Below are 17539 nucleotides of genomic sequence, written 5' to 3'. Positions count from 1 at the left end.
AGATACACCATGAGACTGTCCCGCTTCTTTATCGACGCCCCTCTGAGCCTCGGCGAACACGAACTGCCTGAGGCCCAGGCCCACTACATCGGCCGCGTACTGCGCATGGCCGAAGGGGACGCGCTGCAGGTATTCGACGGCTCCGGCCACGAATTCCTCGGTACCCTGCTGGAAGTCGGCAAGAAGCACGTGCGTGTGCAACTGACCGAAAGCTTCGCCGGCCAACCGGACTCGCCGCTGCACATCCACCTCGGCCAGGGCCTGTCCCGGGGCGAACGGATGGATTGGGCGATCCAGAAAGCCACCGAGCTGGGCGTCAGCGAAATCACCCCGATCGTCAGCGAGCGCTGTGAAGTCCGCCTCAAGGACGAGCGCGCCGACAAGCGCCTGGCCCACTGGCGGCAGATCGCGATCAGTGCCTGTGAACAGTGCGGCCGCTCCACCCTGCCGGTGATCCACCCGCCGCTGCCGCTGGGTGAATGGCTGAAACAGGCCCAGGCCGAACTGAAACTGGTGCTGCACCCGGTGGCCGAACCGCTGACCAGCCATCCCAGGCCGGCCAGCCTGGCCTTTCTGATCGGCCCTGAAGGCGGTTTGTCCGACGCCGAAGTCGAGCAGGCGGCCAAGGCCGGCTACCTGCCCGCACGCCTCGGTCCGCGGGTGCTGCGCACCGAGACCGCACCGGTGGTGGCCCTGGCGGTGGCCCAGCAGCTGTGGGGCGATTTCTGACGCATCAGATCACGTACCAGAAGATCGCCACGAAATGCAGGGCGCTGCCGGCTATCACGAACAGGTGCCAGATCCCGTGGGAATGCCGTAGCCGGTGATCCAGGGCGAAGAAGATGATGCCCAGGGTGTATAGCGCCCCGCCCGTGGCCAGCCAGATGAACCCGGCCATGCCCAGGGCCGCCAGCAGCGGCTTGATCGCCACCAGCACGATCCAGCCCATCACCGCATAGATCACGATCGACAGGATCCGCGCCTCCGAGCGCGGCTTGATCTCCTGCAACATACCGATCACCGCCAGCCCCCAGACGATGCCGAACAACGTCCAGCCCCATGGTCCGCGCAGAGTGACCAGGCAGAACGGCGTGTAGCTGCCGGCGATCAGCAGGTAGATCGACAGGTGATCGACCTTCTGCATGATCACCTTCGCCCGCCCGCGGACGCTGTGGTACACGGTCGAGACGCTATAGAGTGCCATCAGCGTGACCCCGTAGATCGCCACGCTGACGATCTTCCACGGGCTGCCATCCAGGCTTGCCATCACCAGCAGCCAGATCGCGCCGATGCTCGCCAGTATCGCCCCCACCAGATGGGTCCAGGCGTTGAGTCGTTCCCCGTGATACATGTACCGCCCACCTCCATTGCTCAGGACACTTCATCAGGCCCGCTACGCCATGCCTGGCCCAGTCGCCCGATGCCCTGTACAGCCGCTTCCTACCTTCAAAGAGGAAACAAGCTTCCGGATTTCGCTCCATAGATTAAAAAAAAATCGCCGGCCGATACAGAAAATGGAAGGCCCCGAATCATCACCCCACGGGAGCCCGCCATGACCCGAACACTCCAGGCCTGGAACCGCGAAAAGCTGATCGAGCATTCGCTGTCCTGGATACACCGCCTCGATCGCTCCCAGGTCATCGAAGTCGATTGTGCCCTGGAGTATGCAAGACGCCGGGGCAGATCGCCGCTGAACATGACCCCGCGGGACTTCCCGCTGCCCACGGTACATGAATTGCTGCAGCGGGCCGTCCTGGAAACCGAACGGGGCCTCGGGGTGTTCCTGATCACCGGATTTCCCGTGGCCGACAAGACGCCCGAGCAGGCACGCCTGCTCGCCTGGGGTATCGGCCTGCACCTGGGCGTGCCGCTGGTACAGAATCACGCAGGCGAGTTACTGGTTGATGTCCGTGACCGCCAACAACCCCATCACCCGACCCATCGCAGCCACATCACCAGCCGCTCCATGGAGTTCCACACCGATGCCTGCGACCTGACCACCCTGCTCTGCCTGCGCCAGGCGGCCCGCGGCGGGCTGTTCCGCCTGGCCAGCCTGCGGGCCGTGCACGACCGGCTGATGCGCGAGAATCCGGCGTTGTGCCAGGCGCTCTATCAACCCCTGGCGTTCTACGACCCGACACGCGACAGCGCCAGCGACAGGCGCTTTTTTCTCTGCCCGGTATTCGCCCTGGAACACGGCGTCTTCGCCAGCCGCTTCTATCGTCAGCGCAACCTCGACTGCGAGCGCCTGCCGGGGGCACCGCGCCTGGGCAACATCGCCCGCGCCGCACTGAACGCGGTGCATGACACCGCCTGCCTGCCGGACATGTGCCTGGAACTGGAGCTGTTGCCCGGCGATCTGCAGTTTCTCAACAACCACCTGGTCTGCCATGCCCGCACCAGCTTTACCGACAGCGCGCAGCCCGGCCGCCAGCGCCACCTGCTGCGCCAGTGGCATGCCACCGCCTGCAGTCGTCCACTGCCCGAGAGCTTCCTGCCGGCCTATGGCAACGTCAGGGCCCAGGCCTTGCGCGGCGGCTATCAGGGTTGTCCGGTCGATGAGACGCTGCGGGCCTTCCAACAGCGACTGGCGACCAGCAACGGCCTGATCGGTTGAACGGGGCCACTGAAAAAGCCTCAGCCAACTCTCCGGGACTTGGGCACAATCGGAGCATTCGAAAAAGAGTCCGTCCCATGTTGATCGATGAAGAACTGACCCTGAAAAAGCTCGAAGTGTTCCTGGCCTTCATGCGCACCGGCAACCTGGCCCGGGCGGCGGCCGAACTGCAGACCAGCAACGTCAGCGTGCACCGCGCCATCCATTCCCTGGAAAATGCCCTGCGTTGCCCGCTGTTCAAGCACGAGGGGCGCAACCTGACACCGCTGGAAAGCGCCTATGTGCTGGAAGAGCGGGCGCAGAAACTGATCCAGGACGTGGTCGAAAGCGTGCGCCTGACCCGTGAGGCCGCCGGCTTCTGCGCCGAACGCTTCAAGCTCGGCTCGCTCTACTCACTGACGGTGAAGACCGTGCCGCAGTTGATCATGGGCCTGAAGATCCGTCGCAGCGAGCTGAACATCGACCTCATCCTCGGCTCGAACATCGACCTGCTGTACCAGCTCAGGAACATGGAAGTGGACGCGATCCTGGTGTCGCTGGACGAAACCACCCAAGATCCGGACTGCGAACACCTGCCGCTGTTCTCCGACGATATCTTTCTCGCCACGCCCGCCGACTCGCCTTTCGCCCAACAGGCCCAGGTCGACCTGGCGGACCTGCGCGACATGACCTTCATCACCCTGACCCAGGGCTTCGCCACCCACCGCGACGGCAATCGGGTGTTCGAACAGGCGGGCTTCGAGCCCAAGGTGGCGATGCAGGTCAACGATATCTTCACCCTGCTGAGCATGGTCAGCTCCGGCGTCGGCTATGCGCTGCTGCCCGGGCGGATCGCCGCGGTGTACGAAAACCGGGTGAAACTGATTCCGCTGCAGCCGCGCTACCACCTGCAGCAGCATATCGGCGTGGTATTCCTCAAGGCCAAGGAGCGCGACCCCAACCTGCTGGCACTCCTGGCGGAGTGCCGGATGTATGCCAACCATCGCGCCTGAATCAGCCCACCAGGCCTCGCACGATGAAAAACAGCACCGACGGCCCGAGCAGGCAGCCCAGCCCGGTATGGAAGGTCGCTGTCAGCGCGCCATAGGGCACCAGCCGCCGATCCGTCGCCGCGAGCCCGGCCGTCACGCCACTGACCGTCCCGGCCAGGCCGCCGAACACCATCGCCGAACGCGGATTGTCCAGGCCCATCCAGCGCGCCGCCACTGGCGTGCCGACCATCACGATGATCGCCTTGATCAGGCCCGTGGCGATCGACAGGGCGATCACATCGGAACTGGCACCGATCGCCGCACCGGTCACCGGCCCGACGATATAGGTCACCGCCCCGGCACCGATGGTGGTCATGCTCACCGCATCGCGATAACCGAAGGCCCAGGCCATGCTCGCGCCGACCATGAACGGCAGCACGGTGCCCAGCAACAGCGACACCGCGCCGATCAGGCCGGCCTTCCTCGCCTCGGTGGCCTGCACCTCGAAGGCGGTGGCGACGATCGCGAAGTCGCGCAACATGGCGCCGCCCATCAGGCCGATGCCGGAGAACAGCGCCATGTCGGCCAGGCCCTTCTGCCCACCGGTCAACGTGCCACCGATCCAGGCCAGGACCAGGCCGATCACGATGGCGATCGCCGAACCGTGGATGCGACCCAGGGTCAGGTGCCTGGAGAGCAGCACCGACAGCCACATCACCACTCCGACCAGCGCGAACGCGGTGATCAGCCCATTGTGCTCCAATGCTTTCTCGACGATAGCCCACATGTCAGCGACCTCCCGCGACATGGGCATCCGGCAACGCCGCCGCAGGCTCGGCCGGCAACGGCTCGCCCTTGTTGGTCCGGCTGATCAGAGCGATGGTGCAACCGCACAGCAGCACCGAACCGACGGCCGCCAGCAACGCCACCGGACCGCCATGCAAGGCGGTGACCACGTTCTGGTTGGCGGCCATGGCGACCACCACCGGGATATACAGGGCGCCCCAGAAGCCGACGCCCATCTCGCACTCCTTGCTCATGCCGCCGTGCCTGTGCATCCACAGGCGGGCGCAGATCAGCAGGATCATGGCGATCCCGACCCCGCCGACATTGGACTTGACCCCCAGCAACACGCCGAGCATGTCTCCCAGAACCACACCGGCCAAGGTACAGGCCGCCAGCAGTGCCACACCGTAAATAATCATTGTTGTTATCCTCGCATCGCAGTGTCGAAGTTGTTGTTTTTGTCCTTCGAAGCAACAGCCGGTCTCTATCGGTGGCGGCATCCCTCCTCTTCCAGCAGTGCCTTGAGACTGTCCAGCCGGGCACCGTCGAAGGCGACCACGCTGCCCTGTTCGAATACCCGCCGCGCCAGGCCGGTCAACACCGCCCCCGGTGGCAGTTCGATCTGCAGCCGCACGCCGCGCTCGTAGGCGCTTTGCACAGTACCGCGCCAATCGATGAGCCGGCACATGTTGAAGGCCAGGTCATCGCGAATCTGTTCGGCAGTGCGCAGCAACCGGGCACTGCTGCCGCTGAGATAACCCAGGCACGGCGCCCGCATCGGTACCTTGGCGAATGCGGCCGCCAAGCTCTGCGCCGGCGCCTCCAGCAACGGGCAGTGGGACGGCACGCTGACCGCCAGGCGCCGGGCCACTCCGCCCTGCTTCAGCGCGGCAGCGACCGCGGCCATGGCCTCATCGCTGCCAGCGATCACGCACTGGTTGTCGGCATTGATGTTCGCCAGGTAAACCGGCGTGCGCGGGCCATGGACCTGGGCCAGCAACTTATCCACAGCCGCCCGTTCCAGGCCGATCAATGCGGTCATGCCATAGCCCTGTGGATAAGCCTGTTGCATGAGTTGCCCGCGCAGGCTGACCAGGCGCAGGGCATCGCTGAAATCCAGCACCCCGGCCATCACCGCCGCCGGATAGGCGCCGATCGACAGGCCGGCCACGTAGGCCGGCGGTGGACTGTTGTCCAGCAACAGCCGGGCCCCGGCCACCCCGGCAATCAGCAGGCAGAGCTGGACCGCGCGGGTCGAGGCCAGCGCCTGCGCGCTGTCCAGCAACGCCAGATCCTCGCCAAGCACCTCTGCGGCTTCACCCAGGCACTGGCGAACCACCGCCGCATCGGGCAGGCGCCGCAACATGCCGGGCTGCTGCGCACCCTGGCCGGGAAACGCCAGCAGGCTGCTCACGCCGCCAACTCCCCGGCACTCCACGGATCGGCCACCAACCGTGCACCCGCGTCGCTCTTGAGCAGCACCCGTTGCGCCGGGCCCGCCCACTCCGCCAGCGCCACCGCGCCCAGCGGGGTCTGCAACTGCAGGTCGACACGGCAGAACGGATTGTCGAGTTGCCGCAACAGCTCGGCGGCCCGGGCTCGCGACAACGCCTGCGGTGCACGCAGGATCAGGTCCAGGTCGCTCTCCGGGTGCAGGGTCGGCAAGCCGGTGGCCAGTTCAAAACCGGCGCTGCCGCTGACGCCCCAGGCCAGGCCCCGGGCATCGAGCGCCGGGCGTACATGCCGCAAAGCCTGCAAGGCCAGCCAGTCCCGCCTGGCCAGTCGGCTGTCGACCAGCGCCTCCGGGCGCACCCGACGTTCGACCAGCCGCCGCGGCATCAGCGTGGCGAAACGCTGCTCGCGCGACAACCCGCGCACGCCCACCGGCAATTGATCCGCTGCGACCAGTGCGCGCCGCACCACCACCGGCTGCCCCAGGCCCAGCGCCTCAGCCACCCAGGCCGGCGCATCCGGCGGCAACTGCGCCGGGGTCAGCCCCCAGAGCAGGTCGTGAGGGAGATAGTGGCCGTCGCTACACATCGCGACTCACCACTGTTCACGCAACAGTTGCCGGACCCGGCTCGACGCAGCCCGATTGGGCGCCCCCAGCCGTCCGCCCAGATCGGTGCCACGTTGCATCGCATCGACGATCGCGGCGCCGAGGCAATCCTGCACACAGGCCAGATCCTGCGCCGTGGGCTGCTCGATCCGCTGCACGTCGAGCACCTTCCACAGCAGCCCCAGGCTGGCATAACTGTCGATGTCATAGGCCATGGGTGGCACGCTGGCGGCCAGGGCCTCCAGGTCCTCGACACTGCGCAGGGTCACGCGCGCCGCCGAGGCCTTGCCCATGGCATGGACCATCACCCCCGGATCACGCAGGGCGATCAGGTGGTTGGCCTGGTAGCCGTGGGCGAGGAACGCCCCGGACATCGCCTTGCCCACCAGCAGGGCAATCACCGCATGCCCCGCCAGGCGGGCACGGGCGTAACTGTCGGCGGCCGCGGCCAGGGCCAGATGGATCCCCAGGGCTTCCTCACGACGCCCGTAGGCCTGGCTCGGCACATCGACAATGGCGATCAGCGCGCGCTTGTGCCCACTCGCGCTGTCGGCCTCGATCACCTCGTCCACCGCCCTCGCCAGACTCCAGCCTTCCAACAGGCCGACTTCGCCATGACGGGCGCGGACAAACCGGTTGTCCGCATCGGGTACCACCGCCAGCAGGCGTACCGGCTGGTCGCCCAGCCGGGTATCGGCGACCTTCAGCGAAGCCGGCAAGCCGGTCGCCTCGACGGCATCGCCAGCCAGGCTCTGGAACCAGTGCAAACCGCGCAGGGAACGGGTGCTCATGGGCGATCTCCTTGGAAAAGCCGGCGTACCGTGGCCGGGTCGATCTGTGGCGCGGCATCCAGCTCAGCCAGCCGCTGCAGGTACCAGCCCGCCTGCCGACTGCGCTGTGTCTCGGGCAGGCCAGCCTCCAGCAAGTGCGCGACCTGCTGCCGGACCGCGGCCACGTCATCGCTTGCATAACGATCCACCAGGCCACTGGCGAAACGCTGCTCGCCGCCGGTCAGGCTCCAGATGAAGGGCCGGTCACGGGAATCGTATTCCTCCAGCCCCGCCTCCTGTTCGATCACCTGCGGCCCATTCAGGCCCAGGCGGGCCTCGCGGGTCACCACCAGGTAACTGCACAGCGCGGCGGCGATGGACATGCCGCCAAAACAGCCGACACTGCCGGCCACCACACCGATCACCGGCTGATAGCGCCGCAGATCGACAATCGCCGCGTGGATATCGGCGATGGCCGCCAGGCCCAGGTTGGCCTCCTGCAGGCGCACGCCACCGGTTTCCAGCAGCAACACGGCGCGGGTCGGGATGCCCTGGCGGTTGTCTTCGGCAGCCAGTTCCAGGGCACCGGCGATCTTCGCGCCGCCCACCTCGCCGAGGCTGCCACCCTGGAAAGCGCCCTCGATGGCGGCGATGACCACCGGCAGGCCGTCGATGCTGCCCTTGGCGATCACCACCCCGTCATCGGCCTGGGGTACCACGCCCTGGCGTTCGAGCCAGGGCGACATGACCCGGGCGAAGGGATCGAGCAGTTCGCGGAAACTGCCGCTGTCGAGCAAAGCCCTGGCCCGCTGCCGGGCGCCGAGTTCGACAAAACTGTGCTTGTGCAACAGAGCCTCGCTGTCAGTCATGGCCGATCTCCTCGAAACCTTGTTCCAGACGCAACCGGACCACCCCGGGCGTGGCGCCGAAATCGTGGATATCGATCGCCAGCGCCGGCGGCAGACGCCCGTCGAACAAGCGCTCGAACAGATGCTGCCAACGCGCCGAGCTGCCATTGACCGAGGTGGTCACCTGGATCGACAGGGTGCCGGGTTGACCGGGTTCGAGCAGCACTTCCAGGTCGCCGGAACCGACACAGCCCACCAGGGCACGGCCCCGGGGCGGTTGTCCGGCGGGGAATTCGAAGGACAGTTTTTCCATCACAAGGCTTCCTGTTCGAGACGGTCGATCAGCAGGCAGGCGGCGAGCAGGTCCGCCGCGCCGCCGGGTGAAGCGTTCATCGCCAAAAGCTGTTGATCCAATTCATGCAGGCAGCGCCGGCCGGCCAGGCTGGCGCTGCCGCCGGCCTCCAGCACCGCGCGGGCGCCCTGCTGCATCGCCTGCAGGCCCGGCAGGCCGGCGCGGTAGAGCACGCAGGTATCGGCCAGGTCGGTCATGATCGCCAGCAGCGCATCCAGCCGGGCATTCTGTTCGCCGTGACCCGCCAGGCGACTGCGCCGCAGTTGAGGCAGGCCGAGCCGGGTGACGGCCGGGAAGCCGAGTTGCGCCTGCTCCCGGGCACCGCGGGCCCCGTAACGGCGGGCCACCTGCTGGCCGTGGCTGTTGCCGCCGGGTGCATGGCGGTCTTCCAGCAGTGCCAGGCGCGCGGCCCGCAGGGTCAGCGCTTGGGCAGAAACGTTGCCGGACTCCTGTGCCGCCGCAGCCACCAGCAGGCCCAGGGCCCAGATCGCGCCACGGTGGGTATTCACTCCGCCGGTGGTCCTGAGCATCGCCTGTTCTCCCTCGCGGCCGATACGACCCAGGGCTTCACGCAATACCAGGCCGCTGAATGCCGGGGAATGGTTGGCAATGGCGGCATCGGCCATCTCCTTGAACATCGGCCACAACGCCAGCGCCGAGGCATGCATCAGGCCCAGGTGCAGGTCGTTGTGTGCACCGCTGCCACGCCGGTCCACCAGGGCGGGCTTGGGCGACAGGTCGGCTTCGTCGATCAGCGCTTCGACGGCGAAATCCGCCAGGCGCTCGGCCAGTGACAGGGGTTGGGGCTGCAGATTGAAGGCGTGCATTTACCAGCTCCTGAAGCGTGCGGGCGGGTTGTAGAGGCCACCGGACCACTCCACCAGGTCGGCCACACTTTTGGCCGCGAGCAGTTCACGGCTGGCGTCGGTGCGGCGGATGCCCAGGTCCTCGGGCAAGGCGATCAGCCCTTCGCGCCGCAGCCGTGCCGTATCCTGCGGCTTGTGCCGCAGGCCGATGGCAGTGACACCCGCCACGGCGGCGATCATCGCCTGGCGCTCCTCCAGGGAGCGGGCCTTGTACAGGTAGGCGATCCCCTCCTCGGTCAGCAGGTGGGTGACGTCGTCGCCGTAAATCATGATCGGTGCCAGCGGCATGCCGCTTTTCCTCGCCACCTCGACGGCATCGAGGGTTTCGACGAACGTCGGCTTGCCGCCCTCCTGGAAGGTCTCGACCATCTGCACCACCAGTTTCCTGCCGCGTTCGAGCAGCGCCTGGGGCGCATCGCCGCGGTCCAGGCGCATATCGAGCCAGGCCGGGGTGCCATGCCGCCGACCGCGCGGATCGTGGCCCATGTTCGGTGCCCCGCCGAAACCGGCCAGGCGCCCGCGGGTGACGGTGGAGGAATGACCGTCGCCGTCGACCTGCAGGGTCGCGCCGATGAACAGATCCACCGCGTACTGCCCGGCCAGTTGGCAGACCATCCGGTTCGAGCGCAACGAGCCGTCGCGCCCGGTGAAGAACACGTCCGGCCGGGCGGCGATGTAGTTCTCCATGCCCAGTTCGGTACCGAAGCAATGCACGCTGTCGACCCAGCCGCTTTCGATCGCCGGAATCAGCGTCGGGTGCGGGTTGAGCGTCCAGTTGCGGCAGATCTTGCCCTTCAGGCCCAGGGACTCGCCGTAGGTCGGCAGGATCAGTTCGATGGCGGCGGTGTTGAAGCCGATCCCGTGGTTGAGCGACTGCACGTTGTGTTTTTCGTAGATACCGCGGATCGCCATCATCGCCATCAGCACATGCACCGGCTTGATATGCCGCGGATCGCGGGTGAACAGCGGTTCGATATAGAACGGCCGGTCGGCCACCACCACGAAATCGACCCAGGACGCGGGAATGTCCACCCGCGGCAACTCGCTGACATCGTCGACCAGCTGGTTGACCTGGACGATCACGATGCCGTCGCTGAACGCCGCCGGCTCGATCAGCGCCGGGGTGTCTTCGGTGCTGGGGCCGGTGTAGATGTTGCCGGCGCGGTCGGCCATGAAGCCGGCGCTGAGCACCACGTTGGGAATCAGGTCCACCACCAGCCGCGCGTAGAGTTCGATGTAGGTGTGGATCGCACCGATTTCCAGCAGGCCGTCCTCCAGCAACTGGCTGATACGCAGGCTCTGGGTGCCGGCGAAGGAGAAATCCAGCTTGCGGGCGATACCGCGCTCAAACAGGTCCAGGTGCTCGGCACGGCCGACGCTGGGCATGATCATGTGCAAGTCGTGAAGCCGGGCCGGATCGGCCTTGGCCAGGGAACGCGAGAGAAAATCCGCCTGCTTCTGGTTGTTGCCCTCCAGCACCACCCGGTCGCCGGGCATGATCAGGGCTTGCAGGGCGGCGACGATCTGCTCGGTCGGCAACACCACGCCATCGGCGAGGGCCCGCACCTGTTCGAGACGACGCTGCTTCTCGGCGCGGCGCCGCGTCCAGCGCGAGTCGGGGGAATCGGGGGCTGTCATGCTCACTCCAGGGGTTCGCTGTCGTGGCTAGACAGTAGGAGCGATCGGACAGGACATCAATCAAGCCCGGCGACTGATTGTTACGCCAAGGTTAATGATTTGACGCGGGGGTGGGTGGCAGTATCGTCGTGGTGAATGGGCGAGTGTTACTGGAGTAGCAGATCCGACGCTTTCGCGGGCAAGCCCGGCTCCTACCGAGCGTCTTCGGGATACCGATGCCAGCCACCCTCCTGTAGGCGCGTGGCTGGCCCGCGAAGGTGCCATCAGCCGCACGAAACGCTCTCAGGCCAGCCCCGACTCCAGTACCAGGCGTTCCAGCCCCGGCAGGTCCGGGATCTTCGCCACCAGCTCGCCGACCTGTACCGCGGCCTTCTCCAGGCGGCACAGTGGCACGTCGACGAAACTCAATTGGCTGTCGAGCTTGTACGAACGCGGGATGCCCTGGATCACCAGGGCGATGAAACGCAGCTCCGGGCGCCCGCCGAGGGTGTTGAGGACCACGATCCGGGCACGCTCGCCCACGGCGATCGCGCCGCCACAAGCCGCCTCGAAGCTGATCAGCGGCAACTGGCGGTCGCGCCAGGTCACCTGGCGCAGGTACCACGGCGGCGCATCGCTGGCCGGCTCGCCGCGCTGGAAGTCGATCAGTTCGGCCACCGCCACGTTCGGCAACAACAGGTAGCGATCGGCCAGGGGCAGCATCAACCCGGTCAGGCTGCTGGCACGGTGTTCATGCATGGGCATGGCTCCAATGGGCGATGCTCTCCAGCAGCACCGATTCCTGGTACGGCTTGCCCAGGTAGTCGTTGACGCCGATGGCCATGGCCCGGTCGCGGTGTTTCTGGCCGGTACGGGAAGTGATCATGATGATCGGCAGGTCCTTCAGGCGTGGGTCGTTGCGCACCCGGGTCGCGACCTCGAAGCCGTCCATGCGCGGCATCTCGATGTCCAGCAGCATCAGGTCCGGGGTGTGCTCCTGCAACAGGGCCATTGCGTCGACACCGTCCTTCGCGGTCAGCACGTTCATGCCGTTGCGCTCCAGCAGACGGCTGGTGACCTTGCGCACGGTGACCGAGTCGTCCACCACCAGCACCAGCCGTGGCCGCAGCGGTGTGAAGTCGCCCGCCAGGTCGCTCAGCGCCCGCGGTACCGGCACCCAGGCCTGGGACGTGCGGACATGGGCCAGCAGGTCGAGAATCAGCACCACCCGGCCATCACCGAGAATGGTCGCCCCCGAGAGCCCCGACACCGCGGCGAACTGCGGCCCCAGGCTTTTCACCACGATCTCGCGGGTGCCGGCCAGGCTGTCGACCTGCAACGCCACCCGCTGCTCGTTGCAATGCACCAGCAGCAGCGGCAGCGGTTGGCTCAGCCCCAACAGCCTGGGCTTGCTGACGGTTTTCAGCAGTTCGCCCAGGTAACGCAATTCGTAGGTCTGCCCGGCGTACTCGTAGCGCGGCGGATTGAGCTGGTAATAGCCTTCCAGTTCGCTGGGGAGCACCCGCACCAAGCCCTCGACGGTGTTCAACGGCACCGCGTACTGCTCATCACCACACTGCACCATCAGCGCCCGGTTCACCGAGACGCTGAACGGCAGGCGAATCTGGAAGTGCACGCCCTGGCCCTTGATCGAGTCGATGGTCATGGTCCCGCCCAACTGCCGCACTTCCTCATGGACCACGTCCATGCCGACACCACGCCCGGAAATCTGGGTGATGCGTTCGGCGGTGGAAAAGCCCGGCTGAAGGATGAACTGCAACACGTCGCGGTCGCTGATCGGCGTGTCCTCCTCGATCATTCCGCGCTTGATCGCCTTGCGCCGCACCGCGTCGAGCGGGACCCCGGCGCCGTCGTCATGGATGTCGAAAACGATGTCACCGCCTTCATGGGACAGGTCGAGGGTGATCCGCCCCTGCTCCGGCTTGCCGGCCGCACGCCGTACTTCGGTGCTTTCCAGGCCGTGGTCGACGGCGTTGCGCAGCATGTGTTCCAGCGGCGCGACCATGCGTTCGAGCACATTGCGGTCGACCTCGCCCTCGGCATTGCCGACGATGAAATCGACGTCCTTGCCCAGTTCCGCCGCGACCTGCCGTACCACCCGCTTCAGCCGCGGCACCATGCGCTCGAACGGCACCATGCGCGTGCGCATCAGGCCTTCCTGCAATTGGGTGTTGACCCGGGCCTGCTGCAACAGCAGGTTCTCGGCGTCCTGGTTGCGACCGGCCAGGGTCTCCTTGAGATCCAGCAAGTCGGACGCCGATTCGAACAGGGCGCGGGACAGCTGCTGCAACTGCGAGTGGCGGTCCATCTCCAGCGGGTCGAATTCCTCGTAACCCAGGCGCTCGGCCTCCACCTGCTGGCGGCTGAGAATCCGCCCCTGGGTCTCGGTGTCGAGCCGACGCAACTGGTCGCGCATCCGCTCGATGGTGGTTTCCATTTCGTTGAGCGCGATCTTGGCGTCATTCACCTGCTGCTCGATGCGCCCACGGAAAATCGACGTCTCGCCCGCCAGGTTGACCAAATCCTCCAGCAGATCGGCGGACACCTTGACCATGTCCTGGGGCGGGCGCTCAGCCTCCGGCTCGCTCTTGAGCGGCGCCGGCGGCTCCGCCACCGCTGGCGGTTCGAGCGGCGGCTGCCGGCCAAACGCCTGGATCTCGGCGATCAGGGCATCGGCCGGTGACACCGGCTGCTCGGCCCGCACCGCATCGAGCATCTGTGCCAGACGGTCATGAGCGCTCTGCAACAGGTCGAACAGCCTGTCACCAGGCTGCAGCAGCAGGGTCGACACGCCTTCGTAGAGAAACTCCAGCTCGTGGACCAGGTCGCCAATGGGGGCGATCTCGACCATTCGCGCACCGCCCTTGAGGGTGTGCAGGTCGCGCAGCAGGTTTTCCACTTCCTGGCGGCTCGACGGCTCGGCGCGCCAGCGTTGCAACGCCGCACCGGAGCTCTCGATGATGTCGAAACCTTCCTCGAGAAAAACCTCGAGCAGTTCCGGATCTCCACCGGCCGCGGGCGGCTCGACCGGTACCGGCGCCAGCGGCTCGGCACCCTGCTGGCGGAACGCCTGGAGGCTGTCGATCAACCGCGCCGGATCGCTCAGCGGCTGCTGCTCCTGCAACTGCTCGAGCATGACGGCCAGTTGGTCATGGCTCTTCTGCAACAGCAACGCCAGTGGCGGCGAATGGCTGAAGCGCCGGTCCAGCAGCCCCTCGTAGAGGTTCTCCAGCTCATGGGCCAGGTCGCCGACCGGACCGACCTCGGCCATCCGCGCCCCCCCTTGAGAGTGTGCAGGTCACGCTGCAGGGCCAGCAGCGAGGCGCCGTTGTCCGGCTCGTCGAGCCAGCGCTGCAACGCCAGCCCGGCACTGTCGAGGATATCCGCCGCCTCTTCGAGGAAGATCGCCACGATCTCGTCGTCCAGGTCCACACGCTCCTCGAGCTGTGCCGCAGCGGTGGCCGCGCCCAGTTCGCTGATGCGTGGAGCAGCGCCACCGTCGTTCCTGATCAGCCCGGTGGCGGACGGGTCGAGTGCCTCGTCGAGCAGCTCGCGCAAGGCGCGGATCCGCACCGGCTGCGGGTTGATCGCCTGGCCGGCGGCCAGTTCGTCGAGCATGTTGATCAGCGCTTCGTGAGCCTGCTGCGCCTCATGGAAAAACCGCTCGCTGACCGCCAGGCTGCTTTCCTCGACAGCCCCGTAGATATCCAGCAGGGCTTCGCACAGCTCGTCCACCGGCTCCAGGTCGGCCAGATGCGCGCCCTGGCCGAGGGTGGTCAGTTCGTCCAGCAGGTCGTTGAGCTCCTGGCGTTCGCCAGGGTGCTGCTGCCACCGCTGCAGCAGGCTTTCGGCATCCAGCAGGATATCCATGCCCTGGGCCAGGAAGCTGTTGATCAGTTGCGGGTCGCGGCGGGTGCGCTGGGCGCTGCTGGGTACGCTGAGCAGGGCTTCAAGCCGCGCCGCCAGTAATGCCTCGGCCCGGCGGATCAGTTGCGGCGCACCGTCGATGGCGACCAGCGGATCGTCCGCCAGTTGCTGCAGGCCCTGGCGAAACAGGCCTTCGGCTTCGAACAGCAGCTCGACTTCGTCCAGGTCCAGCGCCAGCAGATGGGCCTTGAACTCGCGCACCAGGTAGTAGAGCGGCGCGGCCAGCTCGGCCATCGGCAGGACGCCGGCCATGTAGGCGCTGCCCTTGAGGGTATGCAAGGCCCGTTGCAGTTCGTCGCTGACCTGCAACGGCAGGTGCTCGGCAGCCTGTTCGAGAAAGTGGTTGAGACTGTCGAGGTGGGCCTCGGCCTCGGCGCGGAAGATTTCCAGCAACTGCCGGTCAAGCGCCTCCACGTCATCCGCAGCCCCGGCGTCAGCCCCATCATCGGTGCTCGCCAGGGCATGGGCGCGGGCTGCCAACTGGTCGACATCGTCACGCTGGCGCTGGGCGCCGGCGGCGAACTCATCGACCAGTTCCGGCAGCAGGTGCAGTACTTCGTCGATCAGTTGCGGCACCTCGGGCGCGGGCTCCAGGCTGCGCTCCAGTACCCGGTTGAGCAGGTTCTCCATGGCCCAGGCCAGCTCGGCCAGCACCAGCGCGCGGACCATCCGGCCGCTGCCCTTGAGGGTGTGGAAGGCCCGGCGCAATTCGCCCAGGGCCGACTGGCCGTCGAGATCGGCGACCCAGCGTGGCAGGTAGTCACGCAGGGCATCGAGGACCTCAGCGGCTTCCTCGAGAAACACCTCACGCAATTCGTCATCCACCGGCGGCTCGTCGGACGGCGGCGGCAGCAGGCTGCGGGGCACCTGTCGAGCCGGCGGATTGAGTTCCGAGACCGGAGTGGCCAGCATATCGGCCAGGGACTGCACCACATGGGGGTCGTCCAGTTCCTGCAGATCCTGCATCACCAGGGCTTCGGTAGGGCTCAGCGCCTCTTCGAGCAGCGGCACCTCCAGCTCCACCGGCGCATAGCCCAGGGCGTCCAGGCTCTGCTCGACCTTGTCCAGCACCTGCTCGCCCAGGGCCTCGTGGTCTTCCGCCAGGCGTTCGAGGTAGTACTCGATGCCGCTCAGGGCATCGGCGAGACGATCGAGCTGCTGCCAGGGCGGCGAGGCCGGCTCGTCGATCAGGTGCTCGCGGATGTAGTGGTTGCAGGTTTCCAGCAGGCTCGCCGCGCGGCCCAGGGGAATCATCGACAGCGCACCCCGCACCTGGGTCAGCAGGTCGGGCAGTGGCGCCAGGCGCTCGCGGTCCCAGTTGGCATCGATGTAGTCGACGATCAGGTCCTTGGCCTGCTGCAGGCAGAGCAGCGCCTCGCGGATCACGATCTGGTGGATCAGGGTCAGGTCGGTGGTCGGCAGGCCGCTCTCTTCACGCCCTTGCGGCTCGACCGTGCCAACCATTCCGGCCAGCGTGGCCTCGACATAGAGCAGGGCCCCGGCGACATCCATCAGCACCGCGTCATTCGGTTCGCGCTGGCCCTGGGCCAGGCCCTGGACCACCGCCAACTGGTCGATGATCACCTTGCGCGGCTGGCCGAAACCGAGCACCGCCAGGGTATCGGCGATCTGCCGCAACGGCGCCAGCAGACCGGCCAGGTCGTCGGCGTGCTGGCGATCGCTGCGCACGAACAGGTCCAGCCGCTCCTTGACCCGCACCAGTTCCTCACAGAGGGCCGAGACCACCGAGCGCATGGCGTCGCGGTCGGGGCCGGCCAGGCGCGCGCGCTCCTCGTCGACTACGCGGGTATCCGGTAACGCCTCGTCGAGGCCGTAGCGTTCCTTGAGCACGCGCATCTGCGCGGTAGGCTGCTCGGCCTTGGCCAGGTAGAACAGCAGGCTCTTGAGCAGTTCGTCCGGCGCCGCCTGGTTGATGCCCTCGATACCCTGTTCCAGCAGACGCTTGAGTTCCCGGTCGGCATCCTTGAGCAGGCTGCGCAGTGCCGGGCTGTTGCCGATCGCACCGGCGAGCATGCCTTCGACCAGCGCCGAACCGACCTCCCACAGCGGCGCCAGCGGTGCGCCCTGGCAGAGGCTTTCGAGGCGACCGAACACCTTGGCCATGTAGCCCAGGTTGGTGGCGTCGTCCTGCTCGCGCAGCAGCCCGACCAGGGCGGTCTGCAACATCTGTCGCCACTTGCGCAGCAACCCGGGCAGATCCGGCGGGGCCAGCCGGGCCAGGGCCTCGGCGTCGAGCGGCGGCAGGTCCGGCAGCAGCGGGCTGAACAGGCTGGTTTCAGAAAGCAGGCTTTCGCCACGGGCGCTGCGCAGGTCGTTGAGCAGCGGCAGCACCACCAGCGGCAGATCGCGCCGGGCGCTGTGCACGCGGTCCAGGTACAGCGGCAACTGAGTAAACGCCTGGTGCAGCAGGCTGACGGCCTCGCCAGGTTCGCTGACCCGGCCCTGCTGCAGGGCCAGCACCAGTTGTTCCATTTCCTCGGCCAACAGCGCCGCCCCATAGAACTCGACCATCTGCAGACTGCCGTGCACCTGGTGGATACAGGCCAGGCACTCGGCGATTTCCTCGGCCCCATGCTCCGGCCCGTCGAGGCCGTCCAGGGCCTGCCGGGCCTGCTTCAGGGTGTCGGCGATCTCGCCCTTGACCCACTCCAGGGCCACGTAGTCATGCTGCTGCTCGCTCATGC

Annotated in this window: 14 protein-coding genes and 1 pseudogene; 3 read left to right on the top strand and 12 right to left on the bottom strand. The window is 66.9% G+C overall.

Going from position 1 to position 17539, the window contains the following annotated elements; genetic code table 11:
- Positions 1 to 9 precede the first annotated feature (9 nt).
- Positions 10 to 729, top strand: a complete 720-nt coding sequence (locus ACM62G_RS14080; RefSeq protein ID WP_054063526.1) for a 16S rRNA (uracil(1498)-N(3))-methyltransferase — start codon at positions 10 to 12, stop codon at positions 727 to 729.
- A gap of 4 nt (positions 730 to 733) precedes the next feature.
- Here the strand turns inward: ACM62G_RS14080 and trhA are convergent, their stop codons facing one another.
- A complete protein-coding gene (gene trhA, locus ACM62G_RS14075; RefSeq protein ID WP_054061305.1) occupies positions 734 to 1351 on the bottom strand; it encodes a PAQR family membrane homeostasis protein TrhA in 618 nt (205 codons plus the stop codon).
- Positions 1352 to 1552: 201 nt separating this feature from the next.
- Between trhA and ACM62G_RS14070 the strand changes: the two genes are divergently transcribed.
- A complete protein-coding gene (locus ACM62G_RS14070) occupies positions 1553 to 2617 on the top strand; it encodes a TauD/TfdA family dioxygenase (RefSeq protein ID WP_419737347.1) in 1065 nt (354 codons plus the stop codon).
- A gap of 77 nt (positions 2618 to 2694) precedes the next feature.
- Entirely contained in the window at positions 2695 to 3609 is a 915-nt protein-coding gene (locus ACM62G_RS14065) for a LysR substrate-binding domain-containing protein (RefSeq protein ID WP_054061303.1), read from the top strand.
- Between the two features lies 1 nt (position 3610).
- Here the strand turns inward: ACM62G_RS14065 and madM are convergent, their stop codons facing one another.
- From madM to ACM62G_RS14010, 11 genes and pseudogenes are all read right to left on the bottom strand, one after another.
- Positions 3611 to 4375 (bottom strand): malonate transporter subunit MadM, encoded by a 765-nt coding sequence (madM, locus tag ACM62G_RS14060; protein ID WP_054061302.1) that lies wholly within the window; start codon positions 4373 to 4375, stop codon positions 3611 to 3613.
- Between the two features lies 1 nt (position 4376).
- On the bottom strand, positions 4377 to 4793 hold the full coding sequence (gene madL, locus ACM62G_RS14055; protein ID WP_054061301.1) for a malonate transporter subunit MadL: 417 nt from the start codon (positions 4791 to 4793) through the stop codon (positions 4377 to 4379).
- Between the two features lie 65 nt (positions 4794 to 4858).
- A complete protein-coding gene (mdcH, locus tag ACM62G_RS14050; RefSeq protein WP_419737346.1) occupies positions 4859 to 5788 on the bottom strand; it encodes a malonate decarboxylase subunit epsilon in 930 nt (309 codons plus the stop codon).
- Positions 5785 to 6414, bottom strand: a complete 630-nt coding sequence (locus ACM62G_RS14045) for a malonate decarboxylase holo-ACP synthase (protein ID WP_419737345.1) — start codon at positions 6412 to 6414, stop codon at positions 5785 to 5787. Before ACM62G_RS14045 ends, mdcH begins: the two co-directional genes overlap by 4 nt.
- A gap of 6 nt (positions 6415 to 6420) precedes the next feature.
- On the bottom strand, positions 6421 to 7224 hold the full coding sequence (mdcE, locus tag ACM62G_RS14040; protein WP_419737344.1) for a biotin-independent malonate decarboxylase subunit gamma: 804 nt from the start codon (positions 7222 to 7224) through the stop codon (positions 6421 to 6423).
- Complete coding sequence (locus ACM62G_RS14035; RefSeq protein ID WP_273825232.1) at positions 7221 to 8072, bottom strand: biotin-independent malonate decarboxylase subunit beta; 852 nt, start codon at positions 8070 to 8072, stop codon at positions 7221 to 7223. The genes mdcE and ACM62G_RS14035 overlap by 4 nt, the downstream gene beginning before the upstream one ends.
- On the bottom strand, positions 8065 to 8364 hold the full coding sequence (locus ACM62G_RS14030; RefSeq protein WP_419737343.1) for a malonate decarboxylase subunit delta: 300 nt from the start codon (positions 8362 to 8364) through the stop codon (positions 8065 to 8067). Before ACM62G_RS14030 ends, ACM62G_RS14035 begins: the two co-directional genes overlap by 8 nt.
- On the bottom strand, positions 8364 to 9230 hold the full coding sequence (locus ACM62G_RS14025) for a triphosphoribosyl-dephospho-CoA synthase (RefSeq protein WP_419737342.1): 867 nt from the start codon (positions 9228 to 9230) through the stop codon (positions 8364 to 8366). The genes ACM62G_RS14030 and ACM62G_RS14025 overlap by 1 nt, the downstream gene beginning before the upstream one ends.
- Positions 9231 to 10907: a malonate decarboxylase subunit alpha gene (mdcA, locus tag ACM62G_RS14020; protein WP_419737341.1), complete on the bottom strand. Its 1677-nt coding sequence runs from the start codon at positions 10905 to 10907 to the stop codon at positions 9231 to 9233.
- 282 nt (positions 10908 to 11189) lie between these two features.
- Positions 11190 to 11645, bottom strand: a complete 456-nt coding sequence (locus ACM62G_RS14015; RefSeq protein ID WP_054060897.1) for a chemotaxis protein CheW — start codon at positions 11643 to 11645, stop codon at positions 11190 to 11192.
- Positions 11638 to 17537: pseudogene (locus ACM62G_RS14010) on the bottom strand (Hpt domain-containing protein). The gene ACM62G_RS14015 and the pseudogene ACM62G_RS14010 overlap by 8 nt, the downstream one beginning before the upstream one ends.
- Positions 17538 to 17539 lie beyond the last annotated feature (2 nt).

Origin of the sequence: Pseudomonas sp. COR18, assembly GCF_048568395.1 — a bacterium.
Taxonomy (GTDB): Bacteria; Pseudomonadota; Gammaproteobacteria; order Pseudomonadales; family Pseudomonadaceae; genus Aquipseudomonas; species Aquipseudomonas fuscovaginae_B.
This window is presented reverse-complemented; position numbering and strand designations above follow the sequence as displayed.